Annotated in this window: 14 protein-coding genes; 7 read left to right on the forward strand and 7 right to left on the reverse strand. The window is 33.5% G+C overall.

Annotation, left to right across the window (positions count from 1 at the left end):
* Positions 1 to 335 precede the first annotated feature (335 nt).
* Both purN and QZ659_RS16070 read left to right on the forward strand, forming a co-directional pair.
* Positions 336 to 944, forward strand: a complete 609-nt coding sequence (purN, locus tag QZ659_RS16065; protein ID WP_291727301.1) for a phosphoribosylglycinamide formyltransferase — start codon at positions 336 to 338, stop codon at positions 942 to 944.
* 331 nt (positions 945 to 1,275) lie between these two features.
* On the forward strand, positions 1,276 to 5,133 hold the full coding sequence (locus QZ659_RS16070) for a SpoIIE family protein phosphatase (protein ID WP_291727303.1): 3,858 nt from the start codon (positions 1,276 to 1,278) through the stop codon (positions 5,131 to 5,133).
* 123 nt (positions 5,134 to 5,256) lie between these two features.
* Here QZ659_RS16070 and QZ659_RS16075 read toward each other — a convergent pair whose 3' ends face one another.
* Complete coding sequence (locus tag QZ659_RS16075; RefSeq protein WP_291727305.1) at positions 5,257 to 5,775, reverse strand: YqiA/YcfP family alpha/beta fold hydrolase; 519 nt, start codon at positions 5,773 to 5,775, stop codon at positions 5,257 to 5,259.
* Between the two features lie 139 nt (positions 5,776 to 5,914).
* On the opposite strand from QZ659_RS16075, the gene QZ659_RS16080 reads away from it, so the two are divergent.
* The 3 genes from QZ659_RS16080 (at position 5,915) to QZ659_RS16090 (ending at position 12,661) form a co-directional block, all read left to right on the forward strand.
* Entirely contained in the window at positions 5,915 to 7,264 is a 1,350-nt protein-coding gene (locus QZ659_RS16080) for a DUF4350 domain-containing protein (protein ID WP_291727307.1), read from the forward strand.
* A 51-nt stretch (positions 7,265 to 7,315) separates the two neighbouring features.
* The gene (locus QZ659_RS16085) at positions 7,316 to 8,386 is read left to right on the forward strand and encodes an AAA family ATPase (protein ID WP_291727309.1); all 1,071 of its coding nucleotides are present in this window, start codon (positions 7,316 to 7,318) and stop codon (positions 8,384 to 8,386) included.
* 207 nt (positions 8,387 to 8,593) lie between these two features.
* Positions 8,594 to 12,661 carry a WG repeat-containing protein gene (locus QZ659_RS16090; protein ID WP_291727311.1) on the forward strand — a complete coding sequence of 1,356 codons (4,068 nt, stop codon included), beginning with the start codon at positions 8,594 to 8,596 and terminating at the stop codon, positions 12,659 to 12,661.
* A 1-nt stretch (position 12,662) separates the two neighbouring features.
* Here QZ659_RS16090 and QZ659_RS16095 read toward each other — a convergent pair whose 3' ends face one another.
* Positions 12,663 to 13,985, reverse strand: a complete 1,323-nt coding sequence (locus tag QZ659_RS16095) for a carboxypeptidase-like regulatory domain-containing protein (RefSeq protein WP_291727313.1) — start codon at positions 13,983 to 13,985, stop codon at positions 12,663 to 12,665.
* Positions 13,986 to 14,041: 56 nt separating this feature from the next.
* Between QZ659_RS16095 and QZ659_RS16100 the strand changes: the two genes are divergently transcribed.
* A complete protein-coding gene (locus QZ659_RS16100; RefSeq protein WP_291727315.1) occupies positions 14,042 to 14,428 on the forward strand; it encodes an ester cyclase in 387 nt (128 codons plus the stop codon).
* Between the two features lie 100 nt (positions 14,429 to 14,528).
* On the opposite strand, the gene QZ659_RS16105 is transcribed toward QZ659_RS16100, so the two are convergent.
* The 5 genes from QZ659_RS16105 to QZ659_RS16125 all read right to left on the reverse strand — a co-directional run bounded on the left by QZ659_RS16105 (position 14,529) and on the right by QZ659_RS16125 (position 19,137).
* A complete protein-coding gene (locus QZ659_RS16105) occupies positions 14,529 to 15,335 on the reverse strand; it encodes a CRISPR-associated endoribonuclease Cas6 (RefSeq protein WP_291727317.1) in 807 nt (268 codons plus the stop codon).
* Between the two features lie 156 nt (positions 15,336 to 15,491).
* Positions 15,492 to 16,676 carry a methylmalonyl-CoA mutase family protein gene (locus QZ659_RS16110; RefSeq protein ID WP_291727319.1) on the reverse strand — a complete coding sequence of 395 codons (1,185 nt, stop codon included), beginning with the start codon at positions 16,674 to 16,676 and terminating at the stop codon, positions 15,492 to 15,494.
* A 62-nt stretch (positions 16,677 to 16,738) separates the two neighbouring features.
* On the reverse strand, positions 16,739 to 17,182 hold the full coding sequence (locus QZ659_RS16115) for an SRPBCC domain-containing protein (RefSeq protein ID WP_291727321.1): 444 nt from the start codon (positions 17,180 to 17,182) through the stop codon (positions 16,739 to 16,741).
* An 11-nt stretch (positions 17,183 to 17,193) separates the two neighbouring features.
* On the reverse strand, positions 17,194 to 17,889 hold the full coding sequence (gene purQ, locus QZ659_RS16120; RefSeq protein ID WP_291727323.1) for a phosphoribosylformylglycinamidine synthase subunit PurQ: 696 nt from the start codon (positions 17,887 to 17,889) through the stop codon (positions 17,194 to 17,196).
* 399 nt (positions 17,890 to 18,288) lie between these two features.
* Positions 18,289 to 19,137, reverse strand: coding sequence for a glycogen/starch synthase (locus QZ659_RS16125; RefSeq protein ID WP_291727324.1), 849 nt, complete (start codon positions 19,135 to 19,137; stop codon positions 18,289 to 18,291).
* Between the two features lie 411 nt (positions 19,138 to 19,548).
* Here QZ659_RS16125 and QZ659_RS16130 point away from each other — a divergent pair, with 411 nt between their 5' ends.
* Positions 19,549 to 20,985: an SUMF1/EgtB/PvdO family nonheme iron enzyme gene (locus QZ659_RS16130; RefSeq protein WP_291727325.1), complete on the forward strand. Its 1,437-nt coding sequence runs from the start codon at positions 19,549 to 19,551 to the stop codon at positions 20,983 to 20,985.
* Positions 20,986 to 21,046: the final 61 nt, after the last annotated feature.

Consider the following 21,046-nt stretch of genomic DNA (forward strand, 5'->3'; position numbering starts at 1 on the left):
AATACATGCCTGTCACGCATGGGGTCGCGGGTTCGAGTCCCGTCCAGACCGCTAGTTTATCAAAAGTCTTGTAGATTATTCTACAAGACTTTTTTTATTGCTACAGAGTTAAAATAATATGCTCAATATTGAAGTTTTTTTTTATAGCTTTGTACTTCTGAAATCAAACAAATCATTAAATCTGTTCGTAAGGATTAGAATAGATGTCATTCATTTTTTGCAAAAAATAAAAGTCTTGTAAACAATAAACTAATGAATTATCAATAAAAAATGAAACTGTCTTTAACCTATCTTTTCCTAAACACTTTATTCTTGATTGTATATATCTACTCTCTATGATTCGAATTGCTATTTTTGCTTCTGGTAATGGCTCAAATGCTGCAAAAATTATTGAACATTTCAAATTACAAAAGGATGTTTCTTTCGTTGTCTTATCCAACAATCCCAATGCTTTCGTTATTGAAAGAGCCAAAAGATTAGGAGTAGAAGTTGCTGTATTTGAAAAAGACGAACTCTACAAAACAGGAAGTGTCCTCAATTTCCTCAAGTGTAAGGAGATAGATTTGATTGTCTTGGCTGGTTTCATGTGGCTAATTCCCTCCAATTTTGTGGAAAACTTTCCTGATAACATTGTCAATATTCACCCTGCTTTGCTTCCCAAATATGGTGGAAAAGGAATGTATGGAGACAATGTACATAAAGCTGTCATCAAAAATAAAGAAAGTCAGTCTGGTATTACCATTCACTTAGTCAATGAAAATTATGATGAAGGACAGATTATTTTCCAAGAAAAAGTAAATATTGACCCAAAAGATAATTACGAAACGCTTGCCCAAAAAATCCATGCTTTAGAGCATCTTTATTATCCTCTCATTATAGAAGAACTTGTTGGTAATCTTCGTAAAAATCAAAATCTAAAAGAACAAATTTCAGAAGAAGAATAAAAATAGATTACTCTTTCCCTTCTATCTTAAGAGTTTGTTTAAATTTTTGTTTTACACTAGCCCAAATGATATTTTTTTGAATTACCAAGACATTTTTGAAAAGAATAGTAAGATACAAACTGAAATTTACCATTTGTAGCTTACAAAACATAATTTTACCCCAGTCCCTAAGCCTTCTTAAAAGAGAGCAAATAAAATATCAGAAAAAATAGTTAATTAGCGTAATTATTTAGCATTTTTCCTTAATTTCAATAAATTTCGTATTATTGATTAAGAAAACGTTATTTCTATATTTTCCCTTGTCGCTATTTTTTGCTTTTACTTTCTAAGAATGCGTTATCTATTTTCACTACTTTTATTTTTCTTGTTTGTTCCCTTATCTTCTGCACAAGACATAGAAGCAAAAGATATTGGAATGCCGTTTTTGAATTTCTATACTCCTAAAGCCTATTTAGGACATCCTCAAGTATGGAGTATCGTACAAGCAGACAATGGAGTTATGTATTTTGGTACACGAAGTATTCATACTTACGATGGAGTAAACTGGAAGACTATAAAACTACCAAATGCAGTTGTTGTACGCTCTTTAGGCAAAGACCTTACAGGAAAAATTTATGTAGGAGGTAGGAATGATTTTGGCTATCTGATTCCTTCTGATTCTACTTCAGAAATGGAATTTGTTACTTTGACTAAAGATTTTGCATCAGAATCAAAAGAGTTTGGCGATGTTTGGGAAATAAATGCTACCAATGAGGCTGTTTTTTTTCATACAGCAAAACACATATTTATTTATGACCTCAAAACAAAGAAGATAGACGATATATTAGTCGATGCCACGACAATGAGAGGTGTATTACACAAAGACAATTATTATTTTAATCAAAAAGATAAAGGTTTGAGTGTCTTAAATGCAGCAGATAAGAATGTCAAAATATTAGCAGGCACAGATACTCTCAAAAATCTTACGATAGGGGGGATTGTGAGTTATAGTAATGAAGAATTATTAATTTTTACACAACAACAATCACAGATTTGGAAATATAATCTATCTACCCAAACACTTTCTTATTTTCCTAGCGAAATTGACTCTATTACACAAAATGATTCGCCAACAGTTTTTTATCACGCCATTACACTCAAAAATGGAAATATACTGGTCTCTACTATTTTTAAGGGTGCTTTTTTGATAAACAAACAAGGTAAACTCTTGAAAAGAATAGACAAACCTGTTGGGCTTCCTACTCAAACCCTTCCATATATTTTTGAAGACCAAGCTGAAAATATTTGGCTGGCTACAGATAATGGCATTGCTCAAGTAGAACTCAAAACACCTTTGCGTGTATTTAAAGAAGAAGAATCGGGATTTGATGGAGTTACACTCTCTATTGAAGAGTTTGAAGATAAAATCTATATCGGAACAACAAAAGGATTATTTTTCTCTGATGATTCCAATCAGTTTACAAAAGTAAAAGGGTTAGAAGGTTTTTGTTGGGGAGTAAAAGGCTTTAATATAAATGGAAAAAAACATTTATATGCAATTACTCAAAATAATCTGTATTATGTTGATGTGGATAAAGCCTTGCTACTTACTCCTTCAAATGGTGCAAATGTCCTTGAGCAACTTAATGATAAAAAAGCCATTTTAGCAGGAGGAGGAGGGTTTACAGTAGTAGAGTTTAATGCTCCAAGAGAAGCAAAGATAGTTCAAGTAAAACCCATTGAAAACTCACAAATACGAACCATAACTGTTCTTGAGAAAGAGGTTTGGTTAGGTACAATTCAAAAAGGAGTTTACCACCTTCCCTACAGTGCAGACTCTTTGCAGCTAGAGAAAATTGTTCATATTGATAGTATCACAAATGTAGCTAAAGGAACTGAGGTAAGTGTTTTTACTTATCAAAATGAGCTTTTAGTAGGTACAGAAAACGGATTATATTCGTTCAACAAAACAACAAAAGAATTAGAACCACACTCTACCTTAGGAAAAAATCTTTCAAAAAACGAGTCTGTATTTAGAATAGCTCATGACACAAATGGTAATTTGTATATCGTAAATGCTGATACTAAGGGACACACTAAACGCATAGAAAAGGATAAAGATGGAAAGTTCGTAATCAATGCTACACCTTTTGAAAGAATACCTGATATGTCCACACAAGCCATTTTATATGATAGTAAAAATACAGTTTGGATAGGAGGGAGTGAAGGCTTATACCGTTTTTATCCTCAAAAAGCTAAAAATTATGATTATAAAAAAATTCCTAAGCCAGTTATCAGAAAAGTGTTTTTAGGAGAAGACTCTTTGTTTTTTGCAGGAAATTATATCAATGAAAACGGTTTTTTTATAGCAGAACAACCAAAAAATGCAGAGCCAACATTTAGCTATGATAACAACTCCCTAACATTTCAATTTGCTGCTATTATTTTTCAAGAAGGCGTGAGGTACAGTTATAAATTAGAAGGATATGATGAAGAGTTTTCTAACTGGACATCAGAGTCAAAAAAGTCTTATACTAACTTATACGAAGGAGATTATACCTTCAAAGTAAAGACAAAAAATATTTATGGTGCTGAAAGTGAAATAACTACCTACTCTTTCACTATTCTTCCTCCGTGGTATAGAACTTGGTGGGCATATTTAATTTATGTTTTTGCGTTGGGTTTGTTCATTTGGATAATGATTTGGGTCAATACGCAACGTCTGAAAAGAAAAAACCAAAAGTTGGAAGATACTGTAAAAGAACGAACAGCTGAGCTTTTAGAGAGAAATGAAGAAATTGTTCAACAAAATAGTCAGCTCAACCAACAAAAGGAAGAGATAGAAGCACAAAGTGAAAATCAAAGAAAGCTCAATATCAGCCTTAATGCTCAAAAAGCAGAAGTAGAAAAGGCGTATAAGAATGTACAACTTTTATCTGAAATTGGACAAGAAATCACAGCTATTTTAAACCTTGAAGACCTCATACAATCTGTTTATCAGAATGTAAATGCACTTATGCCAGCCGATGGTTTTGGTATTGGAATTTTTGATGAATCACAGCAGCGAATTGGTTTTCAAGGCTTTATAGAAAAAGGCGAAAAGCTCCCGTATCACTTCGATGCTTTAGATGAAAACACATTTGCTATTAAATGTTTTACTAGTTTGAAGGAAATAGTCGTCAATGACCTTGCAACTGAAGGAAAAAAATATGATTATGAAGTAGCACAAGAGCAGCAAGGCGAAATTCCGATGTCTTTTGTTTATTTACCTCTTCAACTGGAAAATAAGCCTTTAGGAGTAATTACAGTACAATCATTTGAAAAAAACTCATATTCAGAACGAGAAATTACTTTCTTGCGTTCGTTAGCTTCCTATGTTGCTATTGCCTTAGGCAACTCTACAGCTTATCAAGTTATTGCAGAGAAAAATGAAAAAATCACAGATTCTATTCGCTACGCACAGACTATCCAACAAGCCATTTTGCCAAGCGAAAAAAAGATAGTGAAACCATCTGGCTTATCAAATGATAATTATAAGATTATCTTCAGACCAAAAGATATTGTAAGTGGAGATTTTTATTGGACAAGCCAAAGTCAAGATTACTTTTTTATAGCAGTGGTGGACTGTACAGGACACGGTGTTCCAGGAGCTTTTATGTCTATGATAGGCAGCTCACTACTAACTGAGATTGTAGAAATACAGAAAATCTATGAGCCTTCACAAATTTTAGACAAGCTCAACGAACAGTTTATAGAGGCTCTTCGTCAAGATGAGAATGCAAATAGTGATGGAATGGATATTTGTTTGTGCAGAATACATTTTGATAATCAACAATCAGAAATAATCTTTGCTGGAGGAAAACGTCCTTTGTTTTTTGTAGAATACTCTGAAAATAGTGAAGATATAGTTCAACGTTTACAGGGAACTCGTAAGTCGGTAGGAGGCAAACAGCGCAATAAAAATCCGTTTGAACAACATAGATTATTGTTAGATAAAAAATCAAGAATTTATCTTACCACTGACGGACTTGTCGACCAAAATGACCCACAAGGAGAAAAATTTGGCAGCCTTAAACTGACACATTTCATTAAAGACACACTCCATTTTCCCATAAAAGAACAGATTGAACAATTAGAACAAGAGCTAGTAAGCCATCAGCATACAGCAGAGCAACGAGATGATATTACTTTTGTAGGGATAGAAGTATAATTTATTAGAGTACTGATATTTGCTGTTCTGTGAGTCATAGAACAAGGGAAAAAACACTGTTCGTCGGCGTTTTAGTGTAATGACACCAACAAGTTTTCATATCGTGTCCAGTACTCTAATAATTTATTTTCTTACCTTCTTAAAAAAATAGCCAAGTTCTTCATCAAAAATATCAAATGGAATTTGGTGAGCAAGGTCATTTCTAAGATGGATAGATAACGGCTCGTTTTCGTTCATATCACTCATCAGAAGGGGAAGCGTATCAAAAGGCTTAATTGTATCGTCGTGTCTTCCCAAAACTACTCTCAAAAATGCAGTTCTTGGATTGGGTTTTTCATCTAAAACAGTGGGTAACTCTGGCAACTCTTGAATAATGCTTCTGTAAGGCAAGGCTGGATTGAATGCCAAACACGGAATTTGCCAAAACCAAGACAAGTAATAAACCGTTAGTCCACCCATACTGCTTCCAATAACAAGCTCTATTTTTTCATCTTTATAACGCTCCAAAAGCGTCTGAATGGTGTAAGGGTCTTTTCTATAATCTATCAGAGGAGCAATCAAATTATCTGTATATTTCTCTAAAATGGTTCGTTTTTCATCTGTCAGAAAGCTATCTAATCCGTGTAAATAAAGCGTTTTCATAGGTATTCTTACTGTTTTTTAATAAAGTTTTTTTGTAAAGATAAGCCAATACTAAATTAATTATGTTATTTTTAGTAAATTTAGACCTTAAGCATAAAAATATAATTGGTCAAGAAGAGTATTAGCAACTACCTTAGTTATGGAAAAAAGAACGTTTACAAATATTTTAATTACTGTACTGATTTTATCTCTAATTCCAATTACTTTTTTTGTTTATGTGTATATGAAAAGTAATCACGTAGAATGGAGTGAGCGATATGAAATAGAAAATAAAGACCCTTACAACAACTACATGATTCTTAATCTCTTGAAAGACTATTCTCCAGATAATGATTTTGTGGTCATAGACAAACTGCTGACCGAAACGCTTTCAGAAGAAGAAATAGACAAAAAAAATATACCAACGTCTTATGTTTTTATAGGTCGAAGTCCTTTCTTGTTGGATGATGAGGTAGATTTACTTTTGAAGTTTGTTGAAAAAGGAAATACAGCTTTTTTTGCTGCTAAAAGTATTCCAGATACACTTTCCATACGCTTAAATTTGGAAGAGCAAAATTATAAGCAAGACTACTTCTATGTATATGATTCTATTATTTCTACCAATTTTATTCATTCTCCATTAAAAAAAGAAAATGACTTTACTTTTAATTATAGAATAAGAAATGATTCTGAAAAAACGTATTGGAATTATTTTGATGACTATAACATGGAAGAAAATAGCAAAAGCATAGAAAGGCTAGGTTTTCTTTATGAAAAAACCACAGAACAACACTCTAACTATGATACTCATCAGTATGAAGAAAATGACTATGAAAGCGATGAACAAGAAATTTATACTAACTTCATTCGTGTAAAATACGGAAAAGGCTATTTCTATTTTCATAAAAACCCTGTTCTTTTTACCAATTATTATCTTATTCAAGCAGACGGAAAGAAATATACAGAGCGAGCTTTATCTTACCTTCCAGAAGGAAATATTTTGTGGGACGAGCGTTCACATGACTACAAACGAGGCAAACAAAAGTATCAGAAACAAAGCAGAAGAGAAAGCCCAATAAGCTATATACTTTCTTTAGAGTCTTTTGCTTGGGCATATTATCTGCTTTTGGTAAGTGCTGTTTTGTTTATTATTTTCAGAGGAAAAAGAATGCAACGCATTATTCCAATACTTAGAAAAGAAGAAAATACTACCTTAGAGTTTACCAAAACCGTAGGACAGCTTTATTATTTACAACAAGACCACAAACGCCTTGTGCAGCTCAAAATCCGTCTATTCTTTGATTTTATTCGTACGCATTATCATTTGAATACACAACATATAGACGAAGACTTTAGAAAAAAATTATCCGAACGTTCGGACATCAGCCGAGAATTTATAGATTTGCTTTTGAGTGATATTCAGAAAGTAAATGGACAACACGAAGTGTCGGAATGGCTCTTACGCAAAATACATACGCAGATTCAAGAATTTTATACAAATTGTAAGTAATTTTAGTAGCCAAAAAATCTAACTTCTAAAATCTCATATCTAAATTTATTTATGCAAGACAATACTTCAGAAAACGCATCAGAAAATCAGTTTCAAAACCTTGGTTTTCAATCAGAAGAAAATCAAAATACAGAGTCAGGACAAGAATCTTCTACTTTTAGCAATTCCTCTAATCAACAACTAGATTTCATTTATCAGTCTGTTTCAAGGATAAAATCAGAAGTTCATAAAATCATCATCGGACAAGACAAGATGATTGATTTGCTTTTGGTAAGTTTGTTTGCTGACGGTCATGTGCTTTTAGAAGGAGTTCCAGGGGTTGCAAAAACAGTTACTGCAAAACTTTTGGCTCGTACGCTCTCCATTGATTTTTCTAGGATTCAGTTTACGCCAGATATGATGCCAACTGATATTTTAGGAACGACTATCTACAACCTCCAAGAAGCTGAATTTAACTTTACACCTGGACCTGTTTTTTCGCAAGTCGTCTTGATTGATGAGATAAACCGTGCGCCAGCCAAAACGCAGGCAGCACTTTTTGAAGTAATGGAAGAACGCCAAGTAACTGTGGATGGTACAACCTATAAAATGAAATTACCATTTTTTGTAATTGCTACACAAAACCCTATCGAACAAGAGGGAACATACCGTTTGCCAGAAGCACAACTAGACCGTTTCTTGTTCCGTATTCAATTAGATTATCCTAGCTTGAAAGAGGAAAAAGAGATTTTGCGTCGTTTCAAAAATCAGCTGCGTAATGATATTTCTATTGTCAATCCTGTTTTGAAAGGCGAAGATATTTTAGCTTGCCGTAAGATTGTAGAAGAAGTACATATTAAAGATGAACTCCTAGACTACATTGCCGAAATCACCTACCAAACAAGAAATCACGGTTCGCTTTATTTAGGAGCTTCTCCTCGTGCCTCGCTTGCTATTATGAGAGCTTCAAAAGCGATGGCAGTTTTGCGTGGGCGTATGTTTGTAACACCAGAAGATATTCAAGAAGTGGCGTATCCTGTTTTGGGACATCGTATTATGATAACACCAGAGCGAGAAATGGAAGGACTGACAGGCGAAGATTTAGTAAAAGAAATGATACAGAAGTTAGATGTACCAAGGTAATTTCAAAAACGCCATTATTATTAAGTAGTGGCGTTTTTTTATGCAATTTATTGTATATTCAGACTTTCAAAGTCAAAAAAAGAACCAAAGTCTATCATCTTTAATGCTGCTACGGTTATTTTTCATAACGTTGGGTTTACAAACTTCAACGCTATAGAAAAGCAAATAAAAAAATCGTGATAGCTCTTAACTTAACCTCTCAAACCTATGCGTTTTCTACTGCTTTCTATTTTGCTATTTTCATTTTCACTACCTTCTTTTTCACAGGAGATTACTCGTTTGCCTGTCCGAAAAGATGGAAAATGGGGCATAATTGACCAAAATTCTAAAAAAATAATTCCTTTAGAATATGACTTTGCAGAAGTAGCTGACTTCAATTATCTGCTTCTCAAAAAAAATGGTAAGTGGATAGCGACTGATGAGACTGGAAAACCTCTATTTTCCTTTACAGAAAATGTAACTGAAATTAGAGTTATAGATTCTTTACTGATTGCTTATAAAAATGAAGACAACAAATATATTTTTTTAAGTAAAAATGGAAATAAAACCACAGAAGCATTCGATAGAGTTTTGAGAATACGAAATTCCTACGCTTTAGGATATAAAAACGACACAAAGAAATATAACTTGATAAGTCCAAAGGCTGATATTTTGATAGAAAGCATTGATACAGCCTATTTTTTGAATAGCCCAAAAGTAAAAGTTCAGACAAATGTTATTTTGGCTAAAAAAGGAAAAGAAGAATATTTGCCCAATCTAAAAGACCAAACATTATCACAAAAACAGCTGTACAACATCAATCTTTTACCAAACGGTTATGTCAGTTTTGGAGCTGGTCGTCCGTTGGGTGTGGCAGATACAGAGGGCAATGTAATTGTTTCTCCTCAATATGCTTCTGTGGTAGCTCTTTCAATGGATTATTTGGCTTTAAAAGCTCCGACAGCAGAATGGTCTTTGTTTGATTTAGGGAGTAAAAAAGAAATTACGCCAGCCGAATATTCATTTTTTGAAGTAGTAGAAACGGAGAAAAATGAAATCAGAATTACAGCATGCAAAGATGGAAAGTGTGGCGTAATGGATAAGAATGCAAAATTTATTTTACAGCCTACCTACTCACAAATCTATAACCTTCAAAATAGCCTGTTAGTAGGAAAAAACGAGGACAATAAATGGAGTATTTTGGACACCAACGGAAAGAAAATCCTTTCTCAAAACTTCGAACTTGTTTATGATTTTACAGAATTTTCTCCCTTTACAAAAGTAACCACACAAGAGGGCGACGGCTTGATAGACAAAAAAGGAAATCTGATTTTGACTCCAATTTATACAGGAATTGATGTTTTTATTTATAATAAAAATGAAACCTATATTTTCGCCTATCAGAATGAGAAAATTACAGCAATAGAATTTGACACAAAAAATGGTAATGTAAAAGAAGCTAAAAAAACAACTTTCTCTTCCTTTGCTACTTTGCCATCTCACTATGCAAAACTAGACAAACCAGAAGTTTTTACGGCTCGGCTCGCTGGCAGACTTTCTACAGATTACCGTTGGTTTCAAAATCCAAGAACTAAAAAATGGCACTTGCTCAACAAACAGCGTGAGCCTGCTTTCAGAGATGGTTTTGATGTAATTTCTGTTGAGCCTATTTCAGGATTTACTTTGGGAAGAAACAACGTAAATGGTAGTCTTTCGGCTGCTGCCCTCATAGACCACAAAAACGGAAAACTCATCAGTCAAAATAAACTTTTTTATGCAGAGTTAGAAGACTTTAGAACGGCAGAAGTAGCACGAGCCTACGCAGACAGCACAAAAGAAAATGCTATCTTGACAAAAGCAGGTCTGTTGGTAACCCAAATAGCAGGCACTACAATAGATTCGATGACATACTTTTCTGAAAATCGTTTGCCAATAAAAGCAGGTGGAAAATGGGGACTTATGGACGAAAAAGGACAAGTTATTTTGCCTCCAACCTATTCTTATATTTTTCCTTTTGAAAATGGAAGTGCAAAAGTAAAGACTGGAGAAAACTTTGGAATCATTGACAAAACTGGAAAAGCTATTTTACCATTAGAATACGAATACATCGGTAGTTTTGAAAACGGAATGGCATTGATGGTAAAAAGTAAACAAGTGGGTGTTGTAGATAACAAAGGAAAAATTATCATAACTCCTCAATACGAACGCCTAAGCCTTGAAAATGGCATTATCAGAGCTAGAAAAAATGGAAAATGGGGAATTATCAATTCACAAAACAAAACTCTTTTGCCTTTTGAATATCAGTATATCAGTACGTTTTCAGAAAACACAGCTATCATCCGAAAAAATAATTTATGGGGATTCTTAGCAAATCAAAACACTACATTAAAAGTAATTTTAGAACCTTCCATTAAAGCCGATTTTATAAATGAAGTTAGAAATGGAATAGCAAAAGTGAGTTCTGGTCGCTACATCGAAGAAGATGGTTATGGAAATAAAAATGCCTATTATAAGCAAAATGGAATTATTAAAACGAATGGAAATTGGATTTTAGAACAAAAATACAGCTTTATAGAAGATGAGATTTTTGACCTAAATACAGCACAAAGCAATCAGCTTGTTTTGATAGAACAAAATGGAAAAGTAGGTTATGCCGACAAAACAGGAAAAATCATTGTTGCGCCTCGTTACGATGCTATTCAAGACAATTTTTCAGAAATTTATTTTGCTAAAAAAGGAATTTCAGAAGTAAAGAATAGTGGCAAAATAGGCTATATCAATCACGAAGGAAAAGAAATTTTGCCTTTAGAATTTTCAAAAGTCAATGATTTTTATGGAATTTATAATGTAAAAGATGCTGTAACAGTCGCAAAAAAACCAAATAGCAAATATGGAACTATTGATAGACACAACAACACCATTATTCCATTTGAATATGATTTTATTGGAATGGACGAGCGCAATGACACGCTTTCTTTTGTCAAGCAAAATAAACATTGGGGAGTAATTAACCCTTTTGGGCAACCAGTTGTTCCGATTCGTTATTCGTCTGTGAAATACTTGCAAAAACCTAATTCACAACGTGCGCTGATTGAAGTTTTTTCAGATTCTTCAGCAGTTTTGTATTTAGATGAAAAAGGAAATTTTGTAGAAAACGCAAATAAAAACTTAGTGATTGTAGAGCAAGGAGGTAAATTTGGAATCAAGACAAATACAAGTGCAGAAACATTTTTAGTAAATCCGTCTTATGATTTTATAGAAGAGTTTGGAAAAATTGGCAAAACTTCATGGGCAAAAGTAGGAAATAAGGATTCTAAAAACCCAAAGCAAATGCTGTATGGAATTATTGACAGCAAGGGAAATGAAATTCTGAAAACGGAATATTTAGAAATTGGGACATTTTCGGAAGGAAAAATAGCAGTTCAGCAAAATGGCAAATCTAAAGACAAACAGCTTTTTGGTTATGTAGATGAAAATGGAAAAAAAGTAATTGATTTTCAGTTTTACAAAGCCTTTCCATTTTCCGACGGAATGGCAAAAGTAGATTTGTCAAGAGCAGGCACAAAATGGTCGTACATCAATGAAAAAGGCGAAGTAGTGATAAAATCGGCTTATACATCTGGCTCTGATTTCGGTGAAGGAATGGCAGTGGGTGAAATGTTTTTGATAGACAAAACTGGAAAACGAGTGTCAAGACTTCCCTACCAAAAAGTAACTGCCATTGGAGAATACAAAAATGGCTTTGAAAATGGAGTGATTGGTTTGGCAACGGAAAGAGGTTTTATTCACATCAAAAAAGATGGCTCACCACTTTACCAAAGTTATTTTGATAGCCTTACACAATTTAGAAATGGAATTGCTTTTGTCAAAACTGGAGAAAAATATCAGCTTTTGCGACGTTCTACAGAAAATCCAGATACAGTTCGTTTGAATTTTTCAGCTACGGCAATGCGAAACTATGAAGCAAAATACAAGAAAAACCGTAAAATCAAGACCAAATACGGAGAAACGATTGTAGATTTAGGATTTGAGAAAGTAGATAACGGCTACTGGCTCATGATAAATGAAAGTGGAGACTTTGTTTCGCCTACTCGTTACGATGCTGTTTCTGTGTTGCCTACCCAAACTATTTTGTACACTAACGGTGTTTATGGCTATGCCGATTTAGATGGAAACTGGATTTTGCCTCCTTCTTTCGAAGCTCGTCAGTACGTGCAAGGGTATATCATTCGCTTAGAGAGAGCAGGAAAAATCACATATTTAGGCTTAGACGGAAAAGTGATTTGGGAAGAATAATCTACTTCCCTATCTCAAACTGTTTTTCTAAAGATTGTCTTTTTTCTAAGTCTTCCTTTATTTTTAAGTTGAGAGGAGAATCTGCCAAAACGTTGTAACTTTCCCAAAACAGAGGATTATACTTGACTTCTTTTAGTTTGGAAGCATCTTGTAACTCTTGTGGTGTTGGGTTTTCTAAATTTACATCTACGGTCAGTTGTTCTACAAAATACTCAGAGACAGATTCTTCAAAGGCTTCTGAACTCTCATAGTATTTCTCTGTAGAGCGCAAAGACTGATAGCTTACCAAATACTTGGCATTCTCCTCTTCTCCATATTTTTTGAAATAAAAATGCTCTTCATTTTCTAAATAAATATTGTAACCATATCGCTCTTCTGAATTATAACCTCCCATTGTTCCGACAGGCAAATAAGAAAAATGAAGTTGCAACACAGCATAATCTTCTTCATTGACAAATACTTTACCTTTTAATTTTCTAAATCTATCAATCGTTCCGTTGTATGAAAAAGCAATTTCATAGACCGTCTTTCCACCTAAAGAAGTCAGATTGATAAGTTCATAGTCAAATTTTTCATACATTTCCTTATCAAAAATAAACTGCTGTTTTCTGAGCCAGTTGTATTTTGTTCCATACTCTACATCAATATAAAAATTGTTTTTTCTTGATTTGGAATAGTCATAAGAGGCTCTACGCTCTCTCACTTGTACAAAATATTCTTCCTCTATGTTCTTAATTTCTATCATTCCAGTTGCTTTGTTTTTGTAATTGTAAATGATAGGAACATAACTTCTTTTGTCATAGACATTTAGAGCAGCTTCTACCAAACGCACATAAGCCGTCGAATCTTTGAGGTATTCTCTATAAAAAAAGTCTGCATTGTAAGGCTTTTGTGGATAATTTGTAGAGAGGTTCTTAATAACTTGCTTCATTATCTTCTCTACTTTCGGAATACGTTTAGAGCTTATTGTAACTGCTTTGAGCGATTCGGCTGGCTGCATTTCAAAAACCAATTGCCCAGCTTTAGAATAAGTATCAGCTTCAGAAATACGTATTTTAAACGTTTTATAACCTACAAAAGAACAGACTATATTTCTTTCCTTCCAGTTGGAACTAACTTTAAACTCAAAATATCCTTCCGAATTACTTGCTGTTCCTATGCTTGTGCCTTCAATACCAATAGAAGCAAAAGGCAATAGTTCTTTCGTTTCTGCATCTATAACTTTACCTTTAATGAGAAGACTACTTTGAGCAAAACTTTGAATACTCACAAGCAAGAAAAATAGAGTAAGGATTAAAAATGTTATTTTTCTACTTTTTCTCATCTTATAGTTTTTGTTTATATTTTACAAATGAATTTTATAAATCAGATTACAAAAATATGAATCTACAACAAAATAAAGAAAATGCTATTGCTTTCTACAAAACGGCTTATGAAGGCAATCCGAAAAAAGCTGTGGAACTTTATGTAGGCAATGAATATATTCAGCACAATCCAGATGTAGCTGATGGTTTGGTTGGTTTTATTGAGTATTTTGAAAAAATGCAGAGAGAATACCCCAATAAATCTATTGAATTTGTAAGAGCGATTGCAGAAGGAGAATTAGTGGCATTACATACTCATCAAACGTGGCAAGAAAAAGGTGTTCAAAATGAGTATATCACTATGGATTTTTTTAGATTTGATGAAAATGGAAAAATATGTGAGCATTGGGATGCTATTCAAAAAATCCCTAAAGAATCAGCCAATCCGAATACAATGTATTAGGAAAATACAAAGCCTACCTTCAAAATAAGAATGTTTTAAAGATAGGTATTTTTAAAAAATGATTCCATACTGTAAGAATAAAAAAAGACTAGAAAATTATTTACTTCTCTTCTAAGACTCCATATTTTCCATACGGCTGTGTACGCTGTGTAGGGTCGCTATGAGCAAAATCTAACATTCCGAAGCCATAGTCTGTATATTCGCCCAACCCACAATTACAGATAAAATTCTGAACCTGTGGATGTGCATACAACACAAAAGGAAATGTATAACCTCTCACTTCCACTTCACTACCTTGTCCGTCAAGTGGATAAATACGAGCAAATTTTTTCTCTTCTTTCTGTATTTTTTCCAAGTAACGACGGTCAGGCACAAGCTGAAACTTATAAAACTCTGCCATCTCAGCATCTGTGTAGTGTCCAGACTCCTCCATACGAGTAAGTGTAGAATCATAGAGCAAATCAGAAAATTTATCCATACTCGGCACGATAAATTCCTTTGTATCTCTATGAAAACGAGGACTAGAAACCACCAATGGCGAAATACAGATATATTTTGTCATTTCTCTTTGCTCTGGCATAAGCTCTTGCTCAACAGCTTCAGGAACTAATTCTAGTTCACCAATCTGTATCTTATCCCTACTAAAGAGGCTATCCAAAAGCTCATCTATCACTTCTGTTCGGAGTGCAGACAAAACCAATGTTACTTTTCTTGAACAGTAGTGCAGACCTTTTCGGCTTACCCGTGTTTGTCCTTTCAGCCCAGAGAAATTGTAAAACAAGTTTTCATCTGTTCCAAAAGAAGTACCTGTAAGCAAGTCCTTTATGAATCCAGAAAAAAGGTGTTGATGATAAAAAGGCAAAACTGCGCCTCTGTTTTTTAAATCAAATATTATTCGAACTCTCAAAATTCAACAGTTTAAAAAATGGTTGAAACAAAAAATAAATAAAGTAAGTCTAAATGGAAACGCAATGTATCTCTTTTTGTTTGATAAAAGCCTATATTTTGCTTTAAAATCTTATAGATACTTATAAAAATACAAGTTTGTAATCAAAAAGAAATATTAATCTATCATTTCTTGGAAAGCTTTCCAAGCAGCATCGATAAGTTTATCAGTCATTTGCTGACAGTAATACGAGCCAGAAATAGGGTCAGCTGTTTTGTCTATGAAAGATTCTTCACGCAACATCACAGAAACATTGCGAGCGATACGGTTTGCCCAAATTTTGTTTTTTTCTGTTATTTCATTCTGATGCGTAACAACAGTTAGTGCGTTTGTTCCTCCCAAAATACACGAAAAAGCCTGTGTTGTGTTTCTGATAAGATTCCAATTTTCATCTTGTTGGCTTTTTTCATCTATTCCCTTTGAAGTCATACAATGAATATGAGGCTGTATATCTACACCATACAAGTCATACATCTGTAGTATAAGCCATCTCAAAGCACGTATCTTGCAAGTTGTAAGGAAAAAACTATCCGTTGCTTCTACAACAAACTGAACATTTTGTAAAACGCCGTTGTTTGATTTTTCAACCAAAGACTTCACTTTAAATAGAATTTCTGCAATATTTTGAGCTTCGTCATCTCCATTTTTTAGATGAAGTGAAACAGGATGAAATCTACATTTAATATCTGTATCTATAAAAAACTTTAAGCTATGTTCATCCACTTCTAAACCTTGATGGTAGAAAATTCCTCCAGTAAGCAAACTAACATCAAAACCTTTATCACGTGCATAGTCTATATAGGCTTTAGAAAAATCTTGCAAGGTTTGGTTTTCTTTTATATCAGTCTGAAAGCTGATAGCACAATAAGGCAGAGCTACTTCAAAAAGCAAATATTCAAAACACTTGTTATCAAAACCTTCTGCATCTATATTTTGTAAATCAAATACAATTCCTTCTGCTCCTGTCATCAGAACTCGGCGAGCTTCTTTGTTGGATTGCTCTAACTCTTCTTTCTCTAAGCTATTTATGAGAACAATAGGCTGATTATACCAAAAACGAGGCACAGAAACAGGGTCGTTGAGCGCAATTTGGTTGTTTTGAAGGATTTCTAAATACGAAAAATCTGTACTTGCTTCATCTTTTGTATAATAAGGCTCAACAGATAATCCTTCTACAAACTCCCACTCTAAATCTTGATAAGGTTTTCCTTTCAAAAACTTAGTTGCTGTTTCAAGCCATTGTTTTTTTAATGAAACAGATTGACTTTCTTTACTTTGATTTTCAAATTTATCTACAAACATAAAATAACAAATGATAAATGAAATTGTCTGTAAGGAAAAGGAATGCCTTTTCTCTACTCTTTTTATTTTTCTACAATTTTTTTCAAATCTTGATTCATTAGCTCAAATCCTTTTCCCACTAAGGTAGGCAACATAAATTTTATCAATGGAATGATAGCACCTTCGTATTCTTCTCTATGAATAAAAAGAACTTCATTTTCAGATTTCTCTTCTATCTCAAAAATATGAGTGGGTGCGAAAAGCCAACGAGCTACCATATATCCGTTCCAAGCTAACGTTTGGTTAGGAATATTTCTACAAATAACTCCATCAAAAGTCATAGGCAAACCAACAGGAGGAAACATTTTAGCTTCTATTTTTGCCCCCATATTTGGACTTCCATCCAACTTTCTAATAAAGGTATTCCAAGAAGGATAGTTTTGAAAGTCAGTAAGAACTTGCCAAACTTTTTCTTTAGAAGCCTTTATTTGGATTTCTGTATAGACTTGTGGCTTATTTTTAGGCATTTATGTAGTATTTAAACTTGACTTTCAAGCTGTAAAATAGATTCAAAAATTACTCTACCATCTGTATTTCCTAAAATCTCATCAGCTGCACGCTCTGGGTGTGGCATCATTCCAAAAACATTTCTTTCCTTGTTACAAATTCCTGCAATATTCATTGCCGAACCATTTGGACAGCTTTCATCTGTAACTCTAGCTCCCTGATCACAATAACGAAACAAGATTTGGTCGTTAGCAATAAGGCTATTCAAATCTTTATCAGAAGCATAATAACGTCCTTCTGCGTGTGCAATCGGAATTTTATAGGCTTTTGTTCGGTCAGTATTTTTTGTAATGAGGCTATTTTGTGAAGTTGCTTGAAGAAATATATTCTTACAATTAAACTTCTGATTATTATTTCTAAGCAATGCCCCTGGTAGAAGTTGAGCTTCTGTCAGAATTTGGAATCCGTTACAAATCCCAAACACATATCCCCCTTTTTCAGCATGTTTGACAACCTCATTCATAATTGGAGAAAAACGAGCAATCGCTCCCGAACGCAAATAGTCTCCATACGAAAACCCTCCAGGAACAACAATAAAATCACAACCTTCTAAATCAGTGCTTTTATGCCAAAGTTTAACAGTTTCTTGTTTGAAGGTATCTTTAAGAACAGAATATACGTCGTGGTCGCAATTAGAACCAGGGAAAACAATAACGCCGAATTTCATAGGAAAAAGTGGATAGGTTAATGCAAAATTGACAATTAAAAATTAAAAATTAGTAATGCACTTTGTTTTAGAGTACTGGATATAATATAAAAAGTTGTTGGTGTCGCTACGCTAAAACACCAACGAACGGTATTTTTTTCCCTGTTCTGTGACTCACAGAACAGTAAATATCTATAGATGTCCAGTGCTCTAACTTTATTTACTTCTTATGCTATGAATAGCATACACTAACTCTTAGATTTTATAATTTATCTTAATCATTTATGCTTACAAAACTACATATTTTATCAAAGATTGGCAATTTGCGTTTAGAAAAATTATTTCCATCAAAAAAAAACAGACAAGTCATTGCTAGAATGCCTTGTCTGTTTTGCCTTAAATAGAATTTCTTTCTAAAAACTATGCAGTTTTTTCTTCTACAAGTTCAGCCATTCTATCACCTAAAAGATTTTTATAGATTTCATAGTAACCATCACAAACAGCTTCTTTTTCACCTACAATCGTGCTTACATTTTCTGAAGAATCTGCAACGATGTCGTTTACTTTTCCAGACTCTTGTGCATTTACCACACAGTCAGAATATTTTACACCCATTTCCATAAAACCTTGTGGCGTTGGATTGGCTACCAAATCAGCAAGCATGTCTTCTGTGATGTCATCTAAAGCAACTTTGTCTGCAAGAGTAGCAGCATCGAAGTTTTGCTCAAAAAGATTGTCATATACTGTCGAAACGATTTTAGACTCTTTGAAAAGTGGCTCGTTTTGGTAGGTAGTACGCAAATAAAGTGGTAAAAGCCCTGTAAACCAATCATTACAATGAACAATATCTGGCGCCCAGCCTAATTTTTTTACTGTTTCGGCAACACCTTTACAGAAGAAAATAGCACGCTCATCATTGTCTTCGAAAAGGTTTTCTGCTTTGTCAGCATAAAGTTTTTTACGGTGGAAATAATCTTCATTATCGATAAAATACACCTGCATTTTTGCCTGTGGAATAGAGGCAACTTTGATAGTAAGAGGTTTGTCTTCTTCGCCTACCGTAATATTGATTCCAGAAAGTCTGACTACTTCATGAAGGCGATTTTTACGCTCATTGATGACTCCCCAACGTGGTACGATGACACGGATTTCGATGTCTTTGTTTTGCATTGCTTCTGGCAATGGACGTACATATTCTCCAACTCCTAATTTATTCAAAAATGGTTTTATCTCGCTGGTTACATAAAGTATGCGTAGGCTCTCCGACATAGATATAAAAAGTTTGGTAAAAAATTTCTTTATTTTTTTGTTTTAAATTTAATCATTCAACTACTCACTTTTACAACTCAATAAATGATATATAAAAACAATTACTAAACTTATTAAGTTATAATATACTTGAATATTTGTTTTCTATAATTCAAAACGTTTTACAAAAATACGAATTTTTTTTTCAGAAAACAATAGGTTTCTCAAAAATAACTTGTATTATTGCCTTTCAAACTTCAACTTGCCCAAAAACTGTCCTTTTATTTAGTAAAAAACAGGATAATACGTTGCGCTCATTTTTTCCTTCTTTAAGTGCAATTTCCCTAATTGCTTAGCGTTTCATTTTATATCTTGTAAGAAGGCAATGAAAAGCCTTTTACTACCTTGTTTTACTCCACATTTTATATAAAGATGAGAAAGTTGCTTTTTATTCTTCTTGGTTTTGCTCTATTTCCTATTATTTCCTCTGCTCAAGTGATTTCGCACACGATGGAAGATAGTGTTTTGACAGTTTTTATAAATCCTCTCAAAAAACAGGTAGAAGCACATACGATTTATCCGAATGAAGTTCCTAAGAAGATAAATTTTGTTTTTGAGGATGTAGCACATGTGCCTCAAAATAGTTATATAATCATTACTTTAGCTAGAGGAATACAGCCAATAAAAGAACACACATATAGTAATTTAGAAGGGAAAATAAATGAGTTCCCTGTTTCTTACGTAGTTTGGCAAGATGAATATTTTTTGATAGACTATAATGAACCAAAAGAGGATTCTGTGATAATGTTTAGACAAAAGCTAAAAGTTTTTCCAAAGCCTATTTTAGAAGAAATCCGAAAAAGAGAGCAGCAAAGAATAAATGACTCTATCCAAAAAATAGAAAATCATCTTGCAACAGTTGAATATTATCAAAAACGTTTTGAAAAACTCAAACAACCACAAGAGAATTTAACTGATAAGGATAAGAAAATTTTATCAAGTTTATCTAACACAATTCCAGTTATTGCCAGTCGCATAAAAGAACAAACTTTTATTGATGAAACAGAAATATCAGTTATAAATTGGTTAGAATATTTGATGCTGTTGAAGTCAGATTCATCTGAACAACATTATGAATTGGCTTTTCCTAACACAACTGTGTGGCAAGATTTATATGGGATGTCTGATTTTGATGAACTGTACTTAAATTACCCTACTTATAGATTCTATCCCATTGTCGGAATTACATACGAACAAGCACAAGCATATTGCATTTGGAGAGGAAATATGGTTAGTCAATATATCAATGAAAAACAGAAAAAGAAATACAAAGACTATGAGGTAACAGTACAGTTTCGCTTACCAACAAAAGAAGAGTGGGAATATGCAGCCATAAAAGATGATTTGAACAAACAATTTGGGGGTTATTCTAGTAAGAGACCTTATACAGAAAAAGAAAAGCGAAAAATCTATCGCTCTGCAAAAAACTATATAGATTCTACTCGTACACTAGAAGAGGTAAAACTAGATATGAAAAATTATTTTGAGAGTGATTCATCTTTTGTACAACTATTTAATTATAAACAGAGTAAGGCAAAACCATACTTTCTATACAGCAACTTCATATTTGATGAAATACTAACAAATTGGATATACAGTTATTCACCAACAAAACATTTTCAACTCTACAACATCTTCGAAAATGTAGCCGAAATGACTTCCGAAAAAGGCATTGCTAAAGGAGGTAGCTTTGCTCATACGTTGGAAGAATGTGCTGCTGATAGCGTTCAAAAATACGATGCTCCAAAGGCTTGGCTTGGCTTTCGCTGTGTGGCAGAGGTTGTGGTACGGAAGAAAAACACAGAATGAAAGACATAAAAAAAGGCTTTCTACATTTTTGTAAAAAGCCTTTTTTATTTTGCCATTGTTG

The sequence above is a fragment of the Bernardetia sp. genome, assembly GCF_020630935.1.
GTDB lineage: Bacteria > Bacteroidota > Bacteroidia > Cytophagales > Bernardetiaceae > Bernardetia.